17 protein-coding genes and 1 pseudogene are annotated in these 20,444 nt (G+C 68.9%); 3 read left to right on the forward strand and 15 right to left on the reverse strand.

Going from position 1 to position 20,444, the window contains the following annotated elements; translation table 11 throughout:
- Positions 1 to 227: pseudogene (locus tag LK10_RS00170) on the reverse strand (FAD/NAD(P)-binding protein); the annotation flags it as partial.
- A 62-nt stretch (positions 228 to 289) separates the two neighbouring features.
- Here LK10_RS00170 and LK10_RS00175 point away from each other — a divergent pair.
- Together LK10_RS00175 and rarD are read left to right on the forward strand one after the other, a co-directional pair.
- A complete protein-coding gene (locus LK10_RS00175) occupies positions 290 to 1,039 on the forward strand; it encodes an ABC transporter permease (RefSeq protein ID WP_043119214.1) in 750 nt (249 codons plus the stop codon).
- Positions 1,040 to 1,069: 30 nt separating this feature from the next.
- Entirely contained in the window at positions 1,070 to 2,119 is a 1,050-nt protein-coding gene (rarD, locus tag LK10_RS00180) for an EamA family transporter RarD (RefSeq protein WP_197061818.1), read from the forward strand.
- Between the two features lie 293 nt (positions 2,120 to 2,412).
- Here the strand turns inward: rarD and LK10_RS00185 are convergent, their stop codons facing one another.
- The 5 genes from LK10_RS00185 to LK10_RS00205 form a co-directional block, all read right to left on the reverse strand.
- On the reverse strand, positions 2,413 to 3,378 hold the full coding sequence (locus LK10_RS00185) for a type IV toxin-antitoxin system AbiEi family antitoxin domain-containing protein (RefSeq protein ID WP_081998166.1): 966 nt from the start codon (positions 3,376 to 3,378) through the stop codon (positions 2,413 to 2,415).
- Between the two features lie 232 nt (positions 3,379 to 3,610).
- Entirely contained in the window at positions 3,611 to 4,087 is a 477-nt protein-coding gene (locus LK10_RS20645) for an OsmC family protein (protein WP_052206755.1), read from the reverse strand.
- Between the two features lie 34 nt (positions 4,088 to 4,121).
- Positions 4,122 to 5,006, reverse strand: a complete 885-nt coding sequence (locus LK10_RS00195) for a universal stress protein (RefSeq protein WP_043119216.1) — start codon at positions 5,004 to 5,006, stop codon at positions 4,122 to 4,124.
- A gap of 98 nt (positions 5,007 to 5,104) precedes the next feature.
- Positions 5,105 to 6,463: a 4-aminobutyrate--2-oxoglutarate transaminase gene (gabT, locus tag LK10_RS00200; RefSeq protein ID WP_043119217.1), complete on the reverse strand. Its 1,359-nt coding sequence runs from the start codon at positions 6,461 to 6,463 to the stop codon at positions 5,105 to 5,107.
- Positions 6,464 to 6,517: 54 nt separating this feature from the next.
- Entirely contained in the window at positions 6,518 to 7,948 is a 1,431-nt protein-coding gene (locus tag LK10_RS00205) for a gamma-aminobutyraldehyde dehydrogenase (protein ID WP_043119218.1), read from the reverse strand.
- A gap of 150 nt (positions 7,949 to 8,098) precedes the next feature.
- On the opposite strand from LK10_RS00205, the gene LK10_RS00210 reads away from it, so the two are divergent.
- Positions 8,099 to 9,532, forward strand: a complete 1,434-nt coding sequence (locus LK10_RS00210; protein WP_043119219.1) for a PucR family transcriptional regulator — start codon at positions 8,099 to 8,101, stop codon at positions 9,530 to 9,532.
- A gap of 137 nt (positions 9,533 to 9,669) precedes the next feature.
- On the opposite strand, the gene LK10_RS00215 is transcribed toward LK10_RS00210, so the two are convergent.
- The 9 genes from LK10_RS00215 to LK10_RS00255 all read right to left on the reverse strand — a co-directional run bounded on the left by LK10_RS00215 (position 9,670) and on the right by LK10_RS00255 (position 20,380).
- On the reverse strand, positions 9,670 to 11,145 hold the full coding sequence (locus tag LK10_RS00215; protein WP_043119220.1) for an FAD-dependent oxidoreductase: 1,476 nt from the start codon (positions 11,143 to 11,145) through the stop codon (positions 9,670 to 9,672).
- A 26-nt stretch (positions 11,146 to 11,171) separates the two neighbouring features.
- A complete protein-coding gene (gene cobA, locus LK10_RS00220; protein ID WP_043119222.1) occupies positions 11,172 to 12,440 on the reverse strand; it encodes a uroporphyrinogen-III C-methyltransferase in 1,269 nt (422 codons plus the stop codon).
- On the reverse strand, positions 12,437 to 13,345 hold the full coding sequence (locus tag LK10_RS00225) for an ABC transporter permease (protein ID WP_043119223.1): 909 nt from the start codon (positions 13,343 to 13,345) through the stop codon (positions 12,437 to 12,439). Before LK10_RS00225 ends, cobA begins: the two co-directional genes overlap by 4 nt.
- The gene (locus tag LK10_RS00230; RefSeq protein WP_043119225.1) at positions 13,335 to 14,060 is read right to left on the reverse strand and encodes an ABC transporter ATP-binding protein; all 726 of its coding nucleotides are present in this window, start codon (positions 14,058 to 14,060) and stop codon (positions 13,335 to 13,337) included. Before LK10_RS00230 ends, LK10_RS00225 begins: the two co-directional genes overlap by 11 nt.
- A 9-nt stretch (positions 14,061 to 14,069) precedes the next feature.
- Positions 14,070 to 15,266: an ABC transporter substrate-binding protein gene (locus tag LK10_RS00235; protein ID WP_052206757.1), complete on the reverse strand. Its 1,197-nt coding sequence runs from the start codon at positions 15,264 to 15,266 to the stop codon at positions 14,070 to 14,072.
- A gap of 374 nt (positions 15,267 to 15,640) precedes the next feature.
- Complete coding sequence (locus LK10_RS00240; protein ID WP_043119226.1) at positions 15,641 to 17,011, reverse strand: sulfate adenylyltransferase subunit 1; 1,371 nt, start codon at positions 17,009 to 17,011, stop codon at positions 15,641 to 15,643.
- Positions 17,011 to 17,955 carry a sulfate adenylyltransferase subunit CysD gene (cysD, locus tag LK10_RS00245; RefSeq protein ID WP_043119227.1) on the reverse strand — a complete coding sequence of 315 codons (945 nt, stop codon included), beginning with the start codon at positions 17,953 to 17,955 and terminating at the stop codon, positions 17,011 to 17,013. The genes LK10_RS00240 and cysD overlap by 1 nt, the downstream gene beginning before the upstream one ends.
- Positions 17,952 to 18,656 (reverse strand): phosphoadenylyl-sulfate reductase, encoded by a 705-nt coding sequence (locus LK10_RS00250; RefSeq protein WP_043119228.1) that lies wholly within the window; start codon positions 18,654 to 18,656, stop codon positions 17,952 to 17,954. Before LK10_RS00250 ends, cysD begins: the two co-directional genes overlap by 4 nt.
- Positions 18,653 to 20,380, reverse strand: a complete 1,728-nt coding sequence (locus tag LK10_RS00255; RefSeq protein ID WP_043119229.1) for a nitrite/sulfite reductase — start codon at positions 20,378 to 20,380, stop codon at positions 18,653 to 18,655. The genes LK10_RS00250 and LK10_RS00255 overlap by 4 nt, the downstream gene beginning before the upstream one ends.
- Positions 20,381 to 20,444 lie beyond the last annotated feature (64 nt).

Genomic DNA, 20,444 nt, shown 5'->3' on the forward strand with positions numbered 1-20,444 from the left:
ACCTTGTGCAGCGCGTTCACGATCCCCTTGATCCGCGGATGGTCCGGCGCCACCCCGTACCGGATCAGCCCGTACGGGGCCGGATACTGGTCGAACAGGTCGATGCTCACCACCAGCCCCGCATCCCTGACCTCATTCGACTTCGTCAGGATGTCCGCCGCATACACCCCCGCCGGCCCGGCACCGATCACAGCCACCCGCAGAGGACGGACAGAGGCGTTGGTCACGAGAGCATCCTTCCGGCAGCGAGCGCACCCGGATGGGCACGCAGCCTCTTATTGTAGTTCGGGTGCAGAGTTCGACGCTTCTAGGCCTCGGGCCCGGGGTCGTCGTCGCCGTCGTCCTCCTTACCGCCCTCGCCGCTGCAGTACACCATTGGGCACTCGGCGGCGGCTGGCGCCCACCCATCACGGCGAGCCTTCGCGCCGTCGGCCAGCTCGCCGTCGTCGCCCTCCTCGTCTCGCAGCTCGGCCGGAACCCGGTGCTCGCATTGGCCTTCGCGTTCGCGATGTTCGCTGTGGCTGTCGCGACCTCGGGAAGGCGAGTCGATCCCCACCGGTGGTGGTGGGCCGCCGTGCCAATTGCGGCGGGCGTCCTGCCCGCGGCGCTCATCCTGCTCGTGACGGGAGTGCTGCCGTTCGACGGGCTCGCGCTGATTGCCCTCCTCGGGCAGCAGGTCGGCGGCGCGATGACGACGACGAGCCTCGCTGGGCGGCGCATCTTGGCCGAGCTCGAGGTGCGGCGCGGAGAGGTCGAGGCAGCTGTCGCGCTCGGGTTCGAATGGCGGCCTGCGCGGCTGCTCGTCGCCCAGCACACGGCGAGGGAAGGGCTCCTGCCCATCCTGGACCAGACTCGGACGGTGGGCACTGTGACGCTTCCCGGCGCGTTCGTTGGGATGGTGCTGGGTGGGGCGAGCCCGGTGGAGGCCGCGATCGTGCAACTCGTGGTGCTCGTCTCGCTCGTTGCCGTGGGCGCGATCGCGGCTGCCGTCGCACTCCGCCTCTGCGCGGCCGGGGCTTGGGGGCGCCGGAATACCTGACAGGAGCAATGCCGTTGTACGGTCGTGACCGTGAAGCCGCCCGCCCAGAACGACGCAAGCCCCACGAACCCCTCTCGGGATAACCCTGCACACACTGACGGCCCTGCGCACACTGACGGCCCTGCGCACACTGACGCAGCCCAGGCTCGCCGGACTTCTACCGGTCTCCTGTACGGCCTCGGCGCCTACGGTCTTTGGGGTCTTCTGCCTCTGTACTTCGTCACCTTGGCTCCGGCAGGGCCCGTCGAGATCGTGTCCGACCGGGTCCTCTTCTCGGTTGTCGTCTGCCTCGTGCTCATCGCCGTGACGAAGGCTTGGGGATCGCTCGCCGCGGTGTTCCACTCCGGCCGCGGGTTCGGCATCCTGGCGATTGCCGCAGTCCTCATCGCCATCAACTGGCTCACCTACACGTACGCCGTCCTCAGCGGGCAGGCCATCGAAGCATCACTCGGCTACTTCATCAACCCGCTTGTGAGTGTGCTTCTGGGTGTCATCGTGCTCAAGGAGCGGCTGCGCCCACTCCAGTGGGCCGCGGTCGGCACCGGTTTCGTGGCCGTGCTCGTGCTCGCCTTCGCTTACGGTCGCGTGCCGTGGATCGCCCTCATCCTCGCGTTCAGCTTCGGCCTCTACGGCCTCGTCAAGAACCGCGTCGGCGCAACCGTCGACGCCGTGACGAGCCTGACCATCGAGACGGTCGTGCTCACGCCGCTCGCCCTTGCCGCCGTTACATGGCTCGGCTCGGTTGGCACGCTCACGCTCACGGGCAATGGAGCTGGCCACTTCTGGCTCTTGGCGGCGAGCGGCGTAGTCACGGCCACTCCCCTGCTGTTCTTCGGCGCTTCCGCCCGCCGCCTCCCCATGACGACGATCGGCATGCTCCAATACATGACCCCGCTGCTGCAGTTCATCATCGCGGTCACGATCCTCGGCGAACGGATGGGCCCCGAGCGATGGGCCGGGTTCGGGATCGTCTGGCTCGCTCTCGTGGTGCTCACCGTGGACATGCTCATCGCGGCTCGGCGCCGCCGCTCAGCCCGGGTGGCGCGAGCGCGGGGCGCTGCGGCGTCGCGCGCGGCCTAGCCAGCCGGGTCGCCGCCGCCCCTCGGAGGCACGGCCGCCCCTCGCAGGCACGGCCGCCTCACCTACACCACCGTCCCTCGGAGGCGCGCGGCCGCCTCACCTACACCGCCGTCCCTCACCCCAACAGTCGTCCCTCGGCTCCACAGTCGTCCCTCCGAGGCATAACCGTCCGGCATGCGCGGCGGTTATGCCTTGGAGGGACGGTCATGTCGCCACCGCACGGTCATGTCCACACCACACGGTCAGGTCCACACCGCACGATCGCCTTACCGCAGCACCGTCGAGACGATCAGTCAGGCGGCGAGCTTCCGCGCACGATCGAACGCCGCGAGGACTTTGGCAGGAATCGTCCCCGGAACCGACAACTCTGCCCAGCGCGCCCGGACAAGGGTCCAGCCTTCCGCGATCAGAGCGCTCTCACGACGACGTTCCTCGAGAAGCACTGCCGGAGTGGGGCGGTAGTCGAAGTACTTGGCCTCGCCGTCGAACTCAAGAATGACCATCACGTCCGGCCATGCGAAGTCGGCTCGAAAGAGACCCTCGGCCGTCGGGATCTCGAACTGGAGCTGTGGGGTCGGGAGGCCGGCGGCCGCCAGAGCTAGCCGAGTCCGCGTCTCGCCCGGCGACTCCGCGCGCGAATCGAGCAGCGGCAGTAGTCGCTCGATACGGCGGCTCCCGCGGACAGCGCCCGTACGCTCCGCGGCTGCTCGTATCCCCTCAACAGAAGCACCGATGCGGAGTGCATGGTCGCCGATCACCGCAGCCCGCTCGAGGTCGAGAATCCGGGCGCAGTCTGCAACGGTCCGATGGATGCTCGTTGTCCGCGCCCGGCGACCTGAACTGAGGGCAGCGTCGACGAGATCCCCCTCTGGAAGCACCAGGCGGTGAGGCTTGACGCCTGGGCTGTGACTGGATGTGGAGGCCGAATAGGAGACCGTGAGATGCACCTCCGACCCGCTGTCCCACACAGTGCAACCCAATAGGCGTGCCGCAGAGACATGGCTGTACACCGACCTGCCACCTGTTGCGAGCCAATGGGCTTCGACCTGGAGATGGTCGCGCTCCCACGAACTCATCCCCTGCCACACGTCGCGCCGCACATACACCCCGCGACGTACGCGTACGAGAATCCCGGCACGCACGGCAGCAGTCACCGCGCGATGGTCCAGACCCGCGACCTCTAGCTGAGTGTTCGACACAAGTTGTGGTCCGGGCCACCGGGCCGAAACCGTCCGGGCGAGATTCGTGGAGCTCGTCATGCAAAGAAGTCTCACCGAATGGTGGCTGCCCGCAGGGTGTTCGCGCACGCTATGTGGATAACGCAAACGAGGCCGAGGGGTTCCGTCGGCTTTTCGCGGAGGCACATGACCGTCCGTCAGCCCCTTGAGCGTCCTTCCGAGGCAAAACCGTCGCTGGTGCCCACCGATCGTGCCTCTAACGGACGGTTGTGCCGCTAAGCGACGGTCGTGCCGCTAACGGACGGTCGAGCCGCTAACCGACGGTCGAGCCACCAAGCGGCCTCGCCGCCGTCGTCGGAGGCGGCGTCGCCGTCGTCGTCCGAGTGACGATCTCGGCGATCTCGACGCTCGTGCCCCGCCGCAGGACGCACGCGACGGTAGAGACATCAAAGGTCTCGAGGACAAGCGTCCGCAGTTCGTCCGCGGCCGCCTCGCCGCTGATCTCCACCGACACCCGGATGCCGGTCGAGGCAGTCATGGTGTCGTCGAAGCCGCCGTCGGCACGCACGGAGACTGGACCGAGCCGCAGCCCCCGCTGGGCCGCGGCGGTGTGCAGGTCATTGAAGAGGCAGGTCGCCGCCGCCAGATGGAGCACGTGGCCACCCGTCGGCAGTCCGATGGAGACGTGGGCGGCGCCCGTCTTGTGATGTCGGATGAGGAGGCTTGAGGTCTCCGCGGGCGCACGGTCTCCGCCCGCTTCGGCCGTGGCGATACTGGCCGCGAAGTCCATGGAACTATCATGACGCGGCCCGCGTTCAAAAGCGCTACCCCAGCGGGCGGGACTCCGCACGCTCGTACTCGAGGGGCACGACGACGAGCGGCACCGGGAGCACCCGCAAGACCTTGTTCGCGATGGACCCCAGGAACAGCCGCCGCTTCTGGGCGAGCCGGCTCGAACCGATGATCACGAGTTCGCCCGGGAGCCAGTCGACGCTCTCGACCGCCTCCTCGAACGTGCGCCCGCGCACCACCTCGACGCTCGTTTCGTGGCCCTTGGGCAGGCGCCCCACCGCGTCGCCGAGGACCGTGTCCGCATGCCGATTGGCTGCGTCGACGCTCCGGCCATGGTCGCCCCGCTCGTCGAGCTCGACGAGGGAGACGAAGCGGAGGGGGACGTCGCGACGCGCCGAGGCGACGAGCGCGACGTCGACCGCGGCATCCGCGCCCGGCCCCTGGCCGATGAAGGCGGTGAGCCGCTCGATCGGATCGCTGCGCTTGTAGCCCCTCGGCGCGAGGGCGACAGGCACGGGGGACGCGTGGAGGAGCGCGTTAGCAACCGTGCCGACCGTGTAGCGCTTGAACAGGCCGTTGCTCGCTGCGCCGACGACGATGAGAGCCGCCTCGAACTCGACGGCGGTCTCGATGAGGACGGCTGCGGGGGAACTGCCCTCGCGTACGTGGAACTCGACCTCGACATCCTTGGGAACCAATGCGAGGGCCCTCTGCTGCGCCGTCAGGATCTGCCGCTCTTCGGCGTCGACGCGCCTTCCCGGATGATCCGCCTCGCTGCTCGGGCCCACATAAGGGGCGTCTTCCCCGAGGACGAGCATGATGTCGAGCTTGGCACCCTGAGCCCTCGCAATCGCGACGGCGACGGCGACGGCGTCCCCTCCGCGTTCGTCCGATTGGTAGCCGACCACATACCGCATGATTCCGACTCTATGCCATGAAAACGAAGGGCCGAGGTGGCGTCGTCGCCGCGCGCGTGGTCCTCGCGCGCGGCGACGACGGGTAGGGGGAGCTGCAGTCAGGAATTGGCTCGGATGGCGGCCTCGAGGACATCGAGACCGTCCGCCAGGAGCTCATCGCTGATCACGAGCGGCGGGAGCAGGCGGATCACATTGCCGTACGTGCCGCACGTCAGGATGATGACACCCTCATTGAGGCAGTACTCGGCGATCTTCTTCGTCACCTCGCCGTCGGGCTGCTTTGTGGTTGAAGCGCTGCCCTTCTTCACGAACTCGATCGCGAGCATCGCGCCACGGCCGCGGATGTCACCGATGATGCCGTCACCGAGCTCATCGCGCAGGTCCCCGAGGCGGCGCTTGACGGTCGTCTCGATCTGGTGCGCGCGGCCCCTGAGATCCTGGGCGTCCATTGTCTCGATGGCCGCGAGCGCGGCCGCGCACGCAACGGGGTTGCCGCCATAGGTGCCGCCGAGGCCTCCCCCGTGCACGGCGTCGAGCAGCTCGGCGCGGCCCGTCACAGCGGAGAGGGGCATGCCGCCCGCGATGCCCTTCGCCGTCGTAATGAGGTCCGGCACGACGCCCTCGTGCTGCACCGCGAACCACTCGCCCGTGCGGCAGAAGCCCGACTGGACCTCGTCAGCGATGAAGACGATCCGGTTCTCCTTCGCGAACTCGGCAATGCGCGGAAGGAACCCGTCCGCGGGGACGATGAACCCGCCCTCGCCCTGGATGGGCTCGATGATGATCGCCGCGACCTGGTCGGCGCCGATCTGCTTCTGGATCATGAGGATGGCGCGCTCGGCGGCCTCCTTGCCCGTGATCTGCGGGTTCTCCTCACGGAACGGGTAGCTCATCGGCGCGCGGTAGATCTCGCCGGCGAACGGACCGAAGCCGGTCTTGTAAGGCATGGCCTTCGCGGTGAGGCCCATCGTGAGGTTCGTGCGGCCGTGGTAGGCGTGGTCGAAGGCGACGACGGCGTTGCGGCCCGTGGCGACGCGGGCGATCTTGACAGCGTTCTCGACCGCCTCCGCGCCGGAGTTGAACAGGACCGTCCGCTTCTCGTGCTCGCCCGGCGTCAGCTGGTTGAGCTTCTCGGCGACGGCCACGTAGCCCTCATACGGGGAGACCATGAAGCACGTGTGCGTGAAATGCTCCACCTGCTCCTTGACAGCGCCGACGACGGCGGGATCCGAGGCTCCTACGGTCGTCACCGCGATGCCCGAGCCGAGATCGATGAACGAGTTGCCGTCGACGTCGTGGATCACTCCGCCGTCGGCGTCGGCGACGTAAACGGGCACGGAGGAGGCGACGCCCTTCGCGACGCTCGCGGCGCGGCGGGCGGCAAGCTCGAGGGACTTGGGGCCGGGGAACTCCCCGAGGACCTTGCGCTTCTGCTCGAGGCGGTAGGTGATGTCCATTGAATTGTTCCTTTCTAAAAGCGTGGTGCGTCCCGACGGTGAGGTGGGCCGGCCTTACGCGTCCAGGTTGCTCATGACGTGCTTGACGCGCGTGTAGTCCTCGACGGAGTACATCGAGAGGTCCTTGCCGTAGCCGGACTGCTTGAAGCCTCCGTGGGGCATTTCAGCGGTGAGCAGGATGTGGGTGTTGATCCAGACGGCGCCGAAGTCGAGGTCGCGGGCAAGTCGCATCGCGCGGCCGTGGTTGGACGTCCACACGCTCGAGGCGAGCGCGTACTCGACGTCGTTCGCGAGTTCGACCGCCTCGGCCTCGGTCGTGAACTTCTGCACGGTGAGGACCGGCCCGAAGGTCTCCTTCTGGACCACGTCGTCGTCTTGGTGCACGCCCGTGACGATGGTGGGCTCGAAGAAGAAGCCCTTCTCCCCTGCCCGGTGGCCGCCAGTCTCGACGCGCGCGTACTCGGGCAGCGACTCAACTACCCGGCTCACCGCATTGAAGTGGTTGACGTTGTTGAGCGGGCCGAAGTAGTTCTCTTCGTCGTTCTCGTGCCCGGTCTCAAGCGTCTTCGTGTGCTCGACCATGAGCCGCACGAACTCGTCGTGTGCCTCGTCCTCGACCAGCACGCGCGTGATGGCCGTGCAGTCCTGGCCCGCGTTGAAGAAGGCGAACTCCGCGATCGCGGCCGCGGACTTCTTCAGGTCCGCATCCGCGAAGACGACGGCGGGCGCCTTGCCGCCCAGCTCGAGGTGCGAGCGCTTGAGGCCCTTCGCCGCCCCGGTCGCGACCGCGACGCCGGCCCGGACCGAGCCAGTGATGGAGACGAGGCCGGGGACCGGGTGCTCGACCATGAGCGAGCCCGTGGCCGCGTTGCCGAGGACGACGTTGACGACGCCGGCCGGGAAGATGCCCTGGATGAGCTTGGCGAGGACGAGCGTCGACTCGGGAGTGGTGTCCGAGGGCTTGAGGACGACCGTGTTCCCCGCCGCGAGGGCGGGCCCGATCTTCCAGATGGCCATGAGGAACGGGTAGTTCCAGGGCGCGACCTGGGCGACGACGCCGATCGGCTCGCGGCGGACGAACGAGGTGTGCCCTTCGAAGTACTCCCCCGCGGACTTGCCCTCGAGCAGCCGTGCCGCACCCGCGAAGAACCGCAGCTGGTCCGCCCCGGCCGCGACCTCCTCCGACGCGATGAGCGAACGCACCTGGCCTGTGTTGCGGTGCTGCGCCTCGACGAGCTCCTCGCTCGCGGCCTCGACCGCATCCGCAAGGCGGAGCAGGAGGCGCTGGCGCTCACCCGGCGTCGTGCGCTTCCACGTCCGGAAGGCCTGCTCCGCCGCGGACATCGCGGAATCGACGTCCTCCTTCACGGAGACGGGCGCCTGTGCGACGACTTCCCCGTTCGCGGGGTTGACGATGTCGAGCACCTCGGTGCCCGCAGGCGCGACGAACTCGCCGCCGATGAAGTTCTGCAAGGTCTGGACCACGGTGTCTTTCCTCGTTCGCTGGGATTCTCGAAGCCCTTTGGCTACCCAACGAGACTAGGCGACCTACGCCACAGCGAGTATGGCCGATTGCACTGGGCAGGAGGTCGATCGTCGTGCAAAAGACCAGCGCTCTACGCCTATAGTTATCGCATGGCTCTGACCCTCTCAGCACTGCTCGACGCCCGCGGCCTGGGGCTCACTCTCGTGGGCTCGGCGACGTCGACCCTGCACCGTGAGATCGCATGGGTCGCGGTCACCGAGCAGGAGAATCCGTCGATGTTCCTGAGCGGCGGGGAGCTCGTGCTCACCACTGGGGTCCGCCAGCGATCAGCCGAGGAGCAGCGCCGCTTCGTCCGCGTCCTGCAACGCGCGGGCGCCGTGGGCATTGGGTTCGGAGTCGGCCTCGGACACGACGACGTCCCGCCGGCCCTCGTCGCGGAGGCGAACCGCTGGGGCCTGCCCGTCCTCGAGGTCCCCTACAGGACACCGTTCATGGCGATCAGCCGCCTCGTCGCGGACTCCCACTCCGCCGACCACTACGCCAAGCTCGAGAAGCTCATCGGGGACCATCAGGTCCTCGCGCGTTCGCTCCTGACCGGGGGCGGACTGGCCGAGCTCCTCAAACACCTCGGCGGGATGCTCGGCACGGACCTCGTGCTGACCCAGTTCACGGCCGAGCTCTATTCGAGCAGCAAGGACGCCGGGGCGCCCACCATGGACCGCTGGGTCCCGTTCCCCGTGCCGACCGGTCGTCGCGACGCCTGCACGCTCTGGGCGAGAAAGCCGTTCGACGACACGGGCATCATCGGCTACGCGCAGAACCTCATCAGTGTCGAGCTCAACAACCTCACGAAGCAGCGCCAGGCCCAGCGAGCGCTGGCCGGGCAGGTGATGGCCGACGTCGTCCGTGGTTCCCTCGACACCGATGAGGCTTCGCGCCGCCTCGCCGGGGTGGGGGTCAACTCGACCAGGCGGAACGTCGTCCTGCTCGCCGAGTCGGCGGCGCACCACAAGAACCTCCGCGGCACCACGCTGCCGGCCGCGCTCGACAGAGCGGTGAGCGCGATAGTCGACCGTGACCTCGTCATCGTGATCGAGGACGACGGCGCCGGCGCGCCGAAGCTTGCGAGGAGCCTTGCCGACCATCTCCTCGAGGCAGGCATCCACGCGACGATCGGCATCGGCGGCAGCTACACGAAACCCAACGGGCTCCGATGGAGCTACTTCGAAGCCAAGGAGGCCGCGGCGCGCGGGCTCGAGGTCAACGAGCCCGAGCGGCTGAGCCTGACCTCGCTCCTGCTCTCCAGTGAGGACGTCCCGCTTGCAGACATGGCAGGCGAGGCGATCGGGCCGCTCGTGCGCTTCGACAAGCAGCACGGTTCGGAACTCGTGCACACACTCGAGACCTACCTCAACCTCAACGGGTCGGTCGCCTCAGTGGCGGACGATCTCAACCTCCACAGGAACACCGTCCGGTACCGGCTCGCGCAGATCGCGGAGCTCACCGGCTACGACCCGGCCGTCACCGCCGACCGCGTGCAGCTCTACCTCGCGCTCGCGGTGCGACGGGTCGCCCGCGCCTGAGCCCGGCCCCCACCCATCCAAGGGTCACCTAACGACGGTGCGCACCCCTCCAAGCGTCACCTAACGACGGTGCGCACCCATCCAAGGGTCACCTAACGACGGTGCGACCCGCAGAAGGTGACCATCAAACGGGGGGATCACCTCGCGGTGACGGGGGCGCCGTCGCGGGAGATCCCCACCATCTCCTCGCGGGCCACGACCTTCACGCGCTCGCGCGCGACCGGCCCCTTGTGGGTGGGCGCGTGATCGGCGGCTTCGCCGAGCGAACGCTCGTGCGCGTCGAGCGCGAGCCAGCCTTCCCACGTCGTGTACTCGATTCCGCGCCTGTCGAGGAGTTCGACGACGGCGGTCTCCGCCGGCTCGGCGGCGACGGGAAGGTCCTCGCGGGCGTCGAGCAGGTGCCCGATCGTCTCGAGGGCATCGCCCTTCGTGTGCCCGATGAGCCCGACGGGCCCCCGCTTGATCCAGCCGGTCGTGTAGACCCCCGGCACGAAGGCGCCGCGGGCATCGAGGACGCGGCCGCCGTCGTTCGGGATGACGCCGCGGCGGTGGTCGAACTCGACGTCCGGAAGGAGCGAGCCGAAGTAGCCGATCGCCCGGTACACGGCCTGGACCGGGTACTCGAGGATCTCGCCGGTGCCGCGGGCGTTGCCCGTTCCGTCGAGCTCAGTGCGCTCGAACCGGATCCCTGCGACCTTGCCCGGCGTCTCGGCCGAATCGACGATCTCGACCGGGCTGTGCAGGAAGTGCAGGTGCAGACGGCGCGAGGCCGTGAGCTCGGAGAGGTCCTCGGGCTGCTCGGCGATCCAGTTCGTCAGCGTGCCGACCATGGTCTTGACCTGGTTGTTCGTCTGGATCTCGCGGTCCGAAGCCTCGTCGAACTCGAAGTCCTCGGGGTACAGGACGATGTCGACGTCGTGCGAGTGCGAGAGCTCACGGAGCTCGAGCGGCGTGAACTTGACCTGCGCGGGCCCGCGGCGGCCGAACACGTGGACGTCCGTGACCGGGGATTCCTTGAGGATGCGGTAGACGTTGTCGGGGATCTCTGTGACGAGCAGCTCGTCAGCGTGCTTGGACAGCACCCGCGCGACGTCGAGGGCGACGTTGCCGTTGCCGATGACCGCGATCTCCTTGGCCTCGAGCGGCCACTCGCGCGGCACGTCCGGGTGGCCGTCGTACCACGAGACGAAGTCGGCTGCGCCGAACGAGCCCTCGAGCTCGATGCCCGGGATGTTGAGGTCGGCGTCCTTGATCGCGCCCGTCGCGAAGATCACGGCGTCGTAGTGGCGCTGGAGGTCCTCGAGTGTGAGGTCAGTGCCGTACTCGACGTTGCCGAAGAAACGGATGTCGCCCCGATCCAAGACCTTGTGGAGCGCATTCACAATCCCCTTGATACGCGGGTGGTCCGGGGCGACGCCGTAGCGGATGAGGCCGTACGGCGCCGGGTAGCGGTCAAAGAGGTCGATGCTCAGCGCAAGCTCGCCCGAGGCGACGGGAGCGCTCTTCGTCAGCAGGTCGGCGGCGTAGACGCCGGCGGGGCCTGAACCGACGACGGCGACACGCAGCGCACGGTCAGCGGTGCCGCGGGCGGGAGCGGGGTTGGTGTTCGACACTAGGTGTTCCTTCTGGCTTGGATGGGTCAGGGGGTCGGGTGGACAGCTTCCGCACTTTGCGGAAGGCCAGTCACAGAGCTTCGAAAGGACGACGGCGCATACGGGCTCACGCGCACGACGTCGCCCACCACGATCACTGCCGGGTTCGCGACCCCGACGTGCTCGGCCTGCGCCACGATCGTCTCGAGAGTGCCGATCGTGACACGCTGACGATCGGTCCAGCCGCTCTCGACGATCGCCACGGGAGTTCCCGCAGGGAGCCCGTGGGCGCGGAGATGCTGGACCGAATACGCGAGGCGGCGGACGCCCATGAGCAGCACGATGGTGTGATCCGGCCGAGCAGGGAGCTCGTCGAGCTCATCGTGCCCGGTCACGACGCTGAAGCCGGTCGCGAGGCCTCGGTGTGTCACGGGGATGCCGGCGGCGGCGGGAACGGAGATAGCGCTCGTCACCCCGGGCACCACCTCGACGTCGATGCCGTGCTCGCGGCAGAACTCGGCCTCCTCGCCGCCGCGCCCGAGGACGTACGGGTCGCCGCCCTTGAGCCGCACCACGATGTGGCCAGCGCGGGCCTCATCGACGAGGATGCGATTGATCTCGTCCTGGGTCGCGGTGTGGGCACCGGGAGCCTTGCCGACCTCGATGATCCGGGGACCGCCTGCGGCAGAATCCGGGAGCTCGTCAAGGAGACCGCGGGGTCCGAGCCGGTCCGCGACGACGACATCGGCCTCCGCAAGGAGCTGCCGTCCGCGCACGGTGATAAGGCCGGCGTCGCCCGGACCTCCGCCGACGAGTGCCACGCGCCCCGTCCCGGCCCGATGCCTCCGCAGCGGAAGTCGGCCTGTCTTGAGCGCGAGGACGATGGCGTCCTTGAGCGCCTTCGCGCGCCGTGGGTCTCCCCCGGCGTTCACGGCGACGGTGACGTCATCGACGCGGGCAGAGGCAGGCGTCCACGCGGCCGAGGCCTCATGATCGCTCGCATTGACACACCAGACCCGGCGTTCCTCGGCCTCTTCCGCAACGCGCGAGTCCACGGAAACAACCCCCGTCGCGGTCTGAGCGAACCAGACGCCGTCGAGGTCCCCCGTCTCGTAACCGCGGCGCACCCACGTGACGAGTCCCGCCTCGGCCAGCTGGGCGACGTCGTCCGCCGCCTCCGGAGCGACGACGGTGACGAGCGCCCCCGCGTCGAGCAGCGCCCGCGCACGGCGGCCCGCGACGCGCCCGCCGCCGACAACGAGAACCGGCTTCCCAAGGAGCCGGAGCGAGGTGGGGAAGAGGTCGCGGCCGCTCATCGCGTCGCCCCCGCGAGGAGCCCGCGGCGGCGCAGGAGCCGCCGCTCGACCGGCCCGAAGACGAGCAGCTCGATGAGGATGCCCACGGCAAGAATCGCGATGATCGCCCCCATGACAATGCCCATATCGCTCAGCGTACGGCCCTGATCGAGGAGCGAACCCAGGCCGAAGCCGAGGCTTCCGCCCACGGCGATGATCTCGGCGGCCATGAGGGATCGCCACGAGAACGCCCAGCCCTGCTTGAGGCCCGCGACGTAGCCGGGCAACGCGGCGGGGAGCACGACCTGGAGCGCGAGCTCGAACCGCGACGCCCCGAGGACCTTCGCGACCGAACGGTAGTGCGGCGGGATCTGGTCGACGCCGGCGATGAGTCCGTTGACGATCGACGGGATCGCGCCCATGAGCACCACGAAGTAGACGGTGGCGTCCGTGAGGCCGAACCAGATGATCGCGGCCGGGACCCACGCGACGGAAGGCAAGACCTGGAGGCCCGAGATGAGCGGGCCGAACGCCCGGCGGAGCGGCCGAACCTGCGCGAGCAGGAGGCCAAGCGGCGTGCCGACGACAATCGATACCGCGAAGCCGAGCAGCCCGCGGGTGAGCGACGTGACGATCGCCTGCTGGACCTGGCCCCCCTGCCACAGCTGGCCGAGGCTCGCGGCGACGTCGAGCGGCCCGGGCATGAGATCCTGCCGCTTGAGCCCGAGCGAGGCAACAATCTGCCACACAAGGAGGACGACGACGACGGCGCCCAGCGGGAGCGCGACCCGCCCCCAATCGCGGCGCCGGTGGGAAGCCTCCGACTGAAGCTCGTCGAGGCCAGCCTCGAGGGCCCGGAGTTCTTCGGTCTCGTTCTCGGTTTCCAGGGCTGGCCCCGGGTCGAGCGCTGTCACGTTACTTGCCATGGCGGCGGATCTCCTCGCGCAGGCGGGCGGTGATGTCGGCCGTCAGGGCGGCGGCAGCTGCGGCGTCGTCCTTCACGGCGACGGGCACGTCCCACTCGCTCACCACGCGGCCCGGGCGGGAGGAGAGGAGCAGGACGCGCTGGCCGAGGCGGACCGCCTCGCGCACGTTGTGGGTGACGAAGATGATGGTTCGGCCGGTCTCACGCCAGATCCGGGTGAGCTCTTCGTGGAGGAGGTCGCGCGTGATCGCGTCGAGCGCTGCGAACGGCTCATCCATGAGGAGGACCTCGCGGTCCTGGCTCAGCGCGCGGGCCAGAGCCACTCGCTGCCGCATGCCGCCGGAAAGCTCATGCGGACGCTTGTCTGCGGCCTCGCCGAGGTGGACGAGCTCGAGCAGCTCTGTTGCGCGGGCCCTGCGCTCCGCCTTTCCGACACCGCGCAGCTTGAGCGCGAGCTCGATGTTCCCGCGGGCGGTAAGCCACGGATAGAGGGCGGCGTCCTGGAACATGAACGCCGCGCCGTCCGCCGGGACCTCGAGCGCGCCCGAGGTGGGGCGCTCGAGGCCGGCGATGATGTTGAGCAGGGTCGACTTGCCGCAGCCCGAGGCGCCCAACAGGGCCACGAACTCACCCGCGCCGATGCTGGCATTCACGCCCTCGAGGATGGGGCCGCCGTCGCCGAAGCGCTTGCCGAGGTTCTCGAGCAGTACGGACATTTCTCGCTCCTACTCCTGGCCGAGTCCGGCCGCGCTGACCTTGGCCGCGCCGGAGACCCGGTTGAGGATGCTCAGGTCGAAGAGGCCGTGCAGATCCGCCGTCTTCGCAACGCCCGCGTTGACGCCGTCTTGGAGCAGCTTCGGGTAGGCCCCGGCGAGCGGGTCGGTGGTGAATGTGATGTTGCTGAGGGCGCGTTGGACGACGTTCGTGGGGAGGGCCTGCCCCGCGGCGGCCTTGAGCCCGTCGTTGACGGCCTGGACCTTTTCGCTCTCGCCGGCCTTGCTGAGCCAGTCGATCGCCGAGGCGTCCCCCTTGACGAGGGCCTCGACCGTCTGCGGGTGGTCGGCGGCGAACTGCTTGTTCACCACGAGCACGGTGGTCGGGAACAGCCCGGGCTTGCCAGTCTGCGAGCCGTCCCACAGCGTCTTCTCGTCCACGAGGACGTGCCCGCCGGCCTGGAGCACGAGGCGGGACGCCCAGGGCTCGGGCAGCCACGCGCCGTCGAGCTTGCCTGCCTGGAAGAGCTTGAGGGTCTGGGCGTTGTCGGTCGGGTCGATCGTGACGTCGCCGGAGCCGTTCGGCGTCGTCTTGTAGCCCTGCTTGGCGAGCCACGCGCGGAGCGCGACGTCCTGGGTGTTGCCGAGCTGCGGGGTCGCGAGAGTCTTGCCCTCGAGGTCGGCCGCCGAGTTGATGCCCGGCCGTACGACAAGCTGCGCCCCGCCCGCCGCGACGCCCGCCACCACGACGAGGGCCTGGCCCTTGCTCTGGGCAAAGGAGTTGATCGCTGGGTTCGGCCCGACGTACGCGGCGTCGATTGCGCCCGCGTTGAGCGCCTCGATCTCGGCGGGGCCTGCGTTGAAGACCTGCGTCGTGAGGCTGTTTGTGCCCGCCGCCTTGAGGGCGTCGGCGATGATCCCCTGCTGGACGCCGACGACAGCCGGGGCGTGCGTGACGTTCGCGAAGTAGCCGAGACGCAGCTGCGGTGCAGGGGTCCCAACCGGGGCGATCGCGGACTGGCTCGCCCGGCTCGCCGTCTGGCTGGCGTTCGCGGTCGCGAAGGCCGCCCCGACGCCGAGGAGGAGGACGACGGCAGCTCCGATGCCGACCGTGAGGCCACGGCCTCGCTTGGCCCGGGTCGTGTCAGTCTCGGCGGTTATCCGGATGCGCTGGGGGGTCTCTGTGTCTGGGGTAGGGCTCTTGGTCATGGTGAGTCCTTGGGTCTCGCTTGAAAAAGGGTCGGAAGGTCGGGTGGGGCCTAGCGACGAGCCCGACATCGGGGCATTCGCCCGGCGGTGACGAGGCGGGAGGTGCGGACCATGCTTTCCAGCGTAGGGAGGGCTTACGGGCGGCCAAAGGGGGCGGTCACGCTCGTTCACCGAACGTCATAGGGCGTCACAGAGGTGCGGCGGGGGGAGCGAGCGGGTGCGGCTGCGCTCCAGCCCGTTTCTCAGGCGTCCGTCCCGTGCCGTGCCTGCGACACGCCGTGTTCTCACCGGTTCGCCCCATCAGAAACGGGCTGGAACGCGACGGCGCCCGCCACCAGGAAGGTGACGGGCGCCGTCTGAGCTTGGAAAGCGGGCTAGATCCAGTACCGCTCGTCCTCAGTGTCGCCCGGGTGCTGGCGCACCATGCCGGCGGCGAGGGTTGCACCGTCCTGCGGGTCGATCACGAGGAAGGCACCCGTGCGGCGATGTGCCGCGTACGGCTCTAACGGGAGCGGCGCAGCAAGCCGGAGCTGAGCCTCGCCGATGTCGTTGAGTTCTAGGCCGGAGGCGGGGGTCACCTCGAAGGTGTCGAGGTCCAGCTTGCCCGTCACCGAGCGCACGAGCGCACGCACGGTCGACGTCCCATGCTTCACAAGAACCTTCGCGCCCTCGCGCAACGGCTTCGTCGAGAGCCAGCACAGCGAGCCGTAGAGGTCTGCGGTGCTCTCGGGCAGCGTGCCAGCCGCCGCGATCGTGTCACCACGCGCAACGTCGAACTCGTCCGCGAGCCGCAGTGCCACCGAAAGCGGCGCTGCGGCCTCCTCGAGCAAGCGACCGGCGAGGTCGATCGCCACCACGGTCGTCTCGCGCGCAGATTGGCCAGGGGTCACCACGGAGACGCGGTCGCCCACGCGCACAATGCCCTCCGTGACCTGACCCGCGTAGGCCCGGTAGTCGCGGAACTCGTCGTCGGAGAGCCCGGGTGCAAGGGCACCCTGCGGCCGGATCACGGTCTGGACGGGGAATCGGAAAGCCTCTTGAGCGTCATCGAGCTCGTCAGTGCTCGGCAGCCCCTCGAGCAGCTCGAGCAGCGTCGGCCCCGCGTACCACGGGGTGCGGCCCGAGCGGTCAACGACGTTGTCGCCGTCGAGCGCCGACACCGGCACGGCGACCGCCTCGCGCAGGCCGAGGTCCGCGGCAACCCGCGCAACATCCGCCGAGATGGAGGAGAACACCGGCTCGGAGAAGTCCACGAGGTCGATCTTGTTGACCGCGACCACGACGTGCGGCACCCGCAGCAGCGCGGCGACCGAGAGGTGCCGGCGCGTCTGCTCGAGCACGCCCTTTCGTGCGTCGATGAGAAGGACGACGGCGTCGGCCGTCGAGGCGCCCGTCACCGTGTTCTTCGTGTACTGCACGTGGCCGGGGCAGTCCGCGAGGATGAAGGTGCGGCGGTCGGTCGCGAAGTAGCGGTAGGCAACGTCGATCGTGATGCCCTGCTCACGCTCGGCGCGGAGGCCGTCCGTGAGGAGCGCGAGGTCGAGGCCGCCCTTTTCGCCGCCGAACCCGCGCGCCTCGGAAGTCCGCGCGACGGCGTCCAGCTGGTCGGCGAGGATCGCCTTCGAATCGTGGAGGAGGCGGCCCACCAAAGTGGACTTGCCGTCGTCCACCGATCCAGCAGTGGCGAACCGGAAGAGCGTCCCCTGTTCGAGGGTGGGCTGGGCGAGAGTTGCTTCAGCAGTCATCAGAAGTACCCGTCCTTCTTGCGGTCTTCCATCGCCGCTTCGGAAATCCTGTCGTCGGCGCGGGTCGCCCCGCGCTCGGTGAGGGTCGACGCCGCGACCTCGCGGACGACGTCGGCCACCGTGAAGGCGTCGGAGAGCACGGCGCCCGTGCAGGACATATCACCGACCGTGCGGTACCGGACGGTGCGGACGACGACGTCCTCCCCCTCGCGGGGCAGGCTCACCTCGCCGACGGCGCGCCACATGCCGTCGCGCTGGAACACGTCACGCTCGTGCGCGTAGTAGATGCTCGGCAGCTCGATGCCCTCGCGCTCGATGTACCGCCAGATGTCGAGCTCAGTCCAGTTGCTGATCGGGAACGCCCGAACGTGCTGGCCCACGGTGTGGCGGCCGTTGTAGAGGTTCCACAGCTCCGGGCGCTGATTGCGGGGATCCCACTGGCCGAACTCGTCGCGCAGGGAGAGGATCCGCTCCTTCGCGCGGGCCTTGTCCTCGTCGCGGCGGCCGCCGCCGAACACGGCGTCGAACTTGTTGGCCGCGATCGTGTCGAGGAGCGGCACGGTCTGAAGCGGGTTGCGGGTGCCGTCGACACGCTCCTGGAGCTCGCCGCGGTCGATGTACTCCTGCACGGAGCCGACCACGAGCTTGAGGCCAAGCCGCGCGACGGTCCGGTCACGGAAGTCCAGCACCTCGGGGAAGTTGTGGCCGGTGTCCACGTGCAGCACGGGGAACGGGATCTTCCCCGGCCAGAACGCCTTCGCGGCGAGGTGCAGCATGACCACGGAGTCCTTGCCGCCCGAGAACAGCATCGCCGGACGCTCGAACTCGGCGACGACCTCGCGGATGATGTGGATCGACTCGGCCTCGAGTGCGTCGAGGAGGCCGAGGGTGCCGGGCGCCGGGACGACGGCGGGTGCAGGGCTCAGGTCAGTGGGAGCGCTCATACGTGGAGTCCGCATTCTGTCTTGTCAGTGCCGGACCAGCGGCCGGCTCGGGGGTCTTCTCCTGGGGCTACTGCGCGGGTACAGGGCGAGCAGCCGATCGAGAGGAACCCCTGGGCAAGGAGGGGGTTGACGGGCAGGAGGTTGTCTTCGGAGTACTGCACGAGCTCGTCGAACGACCATGGTGCGACGGGGTTGACCTTGACGAGTCCGTTCTTCTCGTCGAACGTCACGAGCGGCGTGTTGGTCCGAGTGGGCGCCTCGTCGCGGCGCACGCCGGTGAACCACAGCTCGTAGCCCTCGAGGGAGCGGTGCAGGGGCTCGACCTTGCGCAGGGCGCAGCATCGGGCAGGATCGCGAGCGAAGAGGTCCTTGCCCTCGGAAGCGTCCTGCTCGGCAACGGTCTGCTCCGGCAGCACGTCGACCATGTTGACGCGAAGGTTCTCTGCGACCTCGTTCCTCGTCTTGTACGTCTCAGGGAAGTGGTAGCCCGTGTCGAGGAACAGGACGTCGACTCCTGGCAGTTGGTCAGCGACGAGCGCGGGCAGTACCGCGTCCGCCATCGAACAGGCGACGGCGGTCGCCTCCGTGGCAAAGTTCCTCGCCACCCAGCCGATCACCTCGTTTGCGGACGCTTCCCAGCCGAGCTCGGCGGCGCCAGCCTCGGCGAGGGCGCGGAGTTCCTCGACAGATCGCTTGCTCACTGGAGCGCCTCTTCCTCGGCCGCGAGGGCCCACTCGGCGAAGCTCTGGTTCTCGTCGGCGCGCTCGGCGAGGTACCGCCGGGTGACCCGCTCCACGTAGTCGGGAAGATCATCAGTGGTGACCTTGAGGCCCCGAACGGTCCGACCGGTACCGGCCTCTTCCCGCGTCTCGGAGGCAAGGCCGCCACCGAGGTGCACCTGGAAACCGGGGGTCTGGCCGCCGTTGCCGTCGGGCAGAAGCTGGCCCTTGAGCCCGATGTCCGCCGTCTGAATGCGAGCGCACGAGTTCGGGCAGCCGTTGATGTGGAGCGTGAGCGGCTTGAGCAGTTCGTTTGCGCCCCCCTTCTCGCCCGCAAACCGCTTCTCGAGCTCGGCGATCGCGTCCGTTGCGGTGTCCTTCGTGTCCACGATGGCGAGCTTGCAGAACTCGATGCCGGTGCATGCGATCGTCGAGCGGCGCCACGGGCTGGGGTTCGCGTAGAGGCCGAGTTCCTCGAGGCCTGCGACGAGTGAGTCGACGCGGTCCTCCTCTACGTCGAGGACGACGACCTTCTGGTGCGGCGTGGTGCGGAGCCTCTGCGAGCCGTGCGCCTCGATGAGGTCGGCGAGCTGCAGCAGGACCTCGCCGGAGACGCGGCCCACGGTGGGCGTCGCGCCGATGTAGAAGCGGCCGTCCTTCTGGCGGTGCACGCCCACATGGTCGCCCGGCGTCGTCGGCTTCTCGGCAGCTGGGCCGTCGGGAAGCGGCGACGCGAGGTACTCGGTCTCGAGGATGTGCCGGAACTTCTCGGCGCCCCAGTCCGCCACGAGGTACTTGAGGCGAGCGCGGTTGCGCAGGCGACGGTAGCCGTAGTCGCGGAAGATGCTGGTCACGCCGACCCAGACCTCGGCGGCCCGTGACGGCTCCACAAACGTGCCGAGACGCACTGCGATATGCGCCGACGTCGACAGCCCGCCGCCGACCCACAGGTCGTAGCCTGGGCCGAGCTCGGGATGGACCACGCCGACGAGCGCGAAGTCGTTGATCTCGTGGACCACGTCTTGGCTCGGATGTCCGGTGATCGCCGTCTTGTACTTGCGCGGAAGATTCGCGAAGCTCTCGTCGCCGATGTAGCGGTCGGCGATCTCGCGGATCTGCGGCGTGGGGTCGAGGATCTCGTCGGCCGCGATGCCGGCCACGGGCGAGCCGAGGATGACGCGCGGCACGTCGCCGCAGGCCTCGGTCGTGCGGAGGCCCACGCCCTCGAGGCGGCGCCAGATCTCGGGCACGTTCTCAATCTCGACCCAGTGCAGCTGGATGTTCTGACGGTCCGTGATGTCGGCCGTGCCGCGGGCGAAGTCGCGCGAGATGCCGCCGATGACGCGCAGCTGCTCGGTCGTGAGCGCACCGCCGTCGATCCGGACGCGCATCATGAAGTAGCGGTCCTCAAGCTCTTCTGGTTGCAGCGTCGCGGTCTTGCCGCCGTCGATCCCGGGCTTGCGCTGGGTGTAGAGGCCCCACCACCGGAAGCGGCCGTGGAGATCCGTGGGATCGATGGAGTCGAACCCGCCCTTGGCGTAGATGGTCTCGATCCGCTCGCGGACGCTGAGCCCGCCGTCTTGCTGCTTCCAGACCTCATTGCCGTTGAGCGGCTCGGTTCCGTCGACCTTCCACTGCCCATTGGGCTTGGAGGAACGAGGCCGGGCCGGGCGTTCGGTGCGCGCGGCGAGGGCTGTGTCAGTCATGATTCGAGGGTACGGATCGCCCCCGGCGTGTCCCCAGAGGGGTGCAACGCGATGTCACCGGGGG

Origin of the sequence: Sinomonas humi, from assembly GCF_000802235.1 — a bacterium.
Taxonomy (GTDB): Bacteria; Actinomycetota; Actinomycetes; order Actinomycetales; family Micrococcaceae; genus Sinomonas; species Sinomonas humi.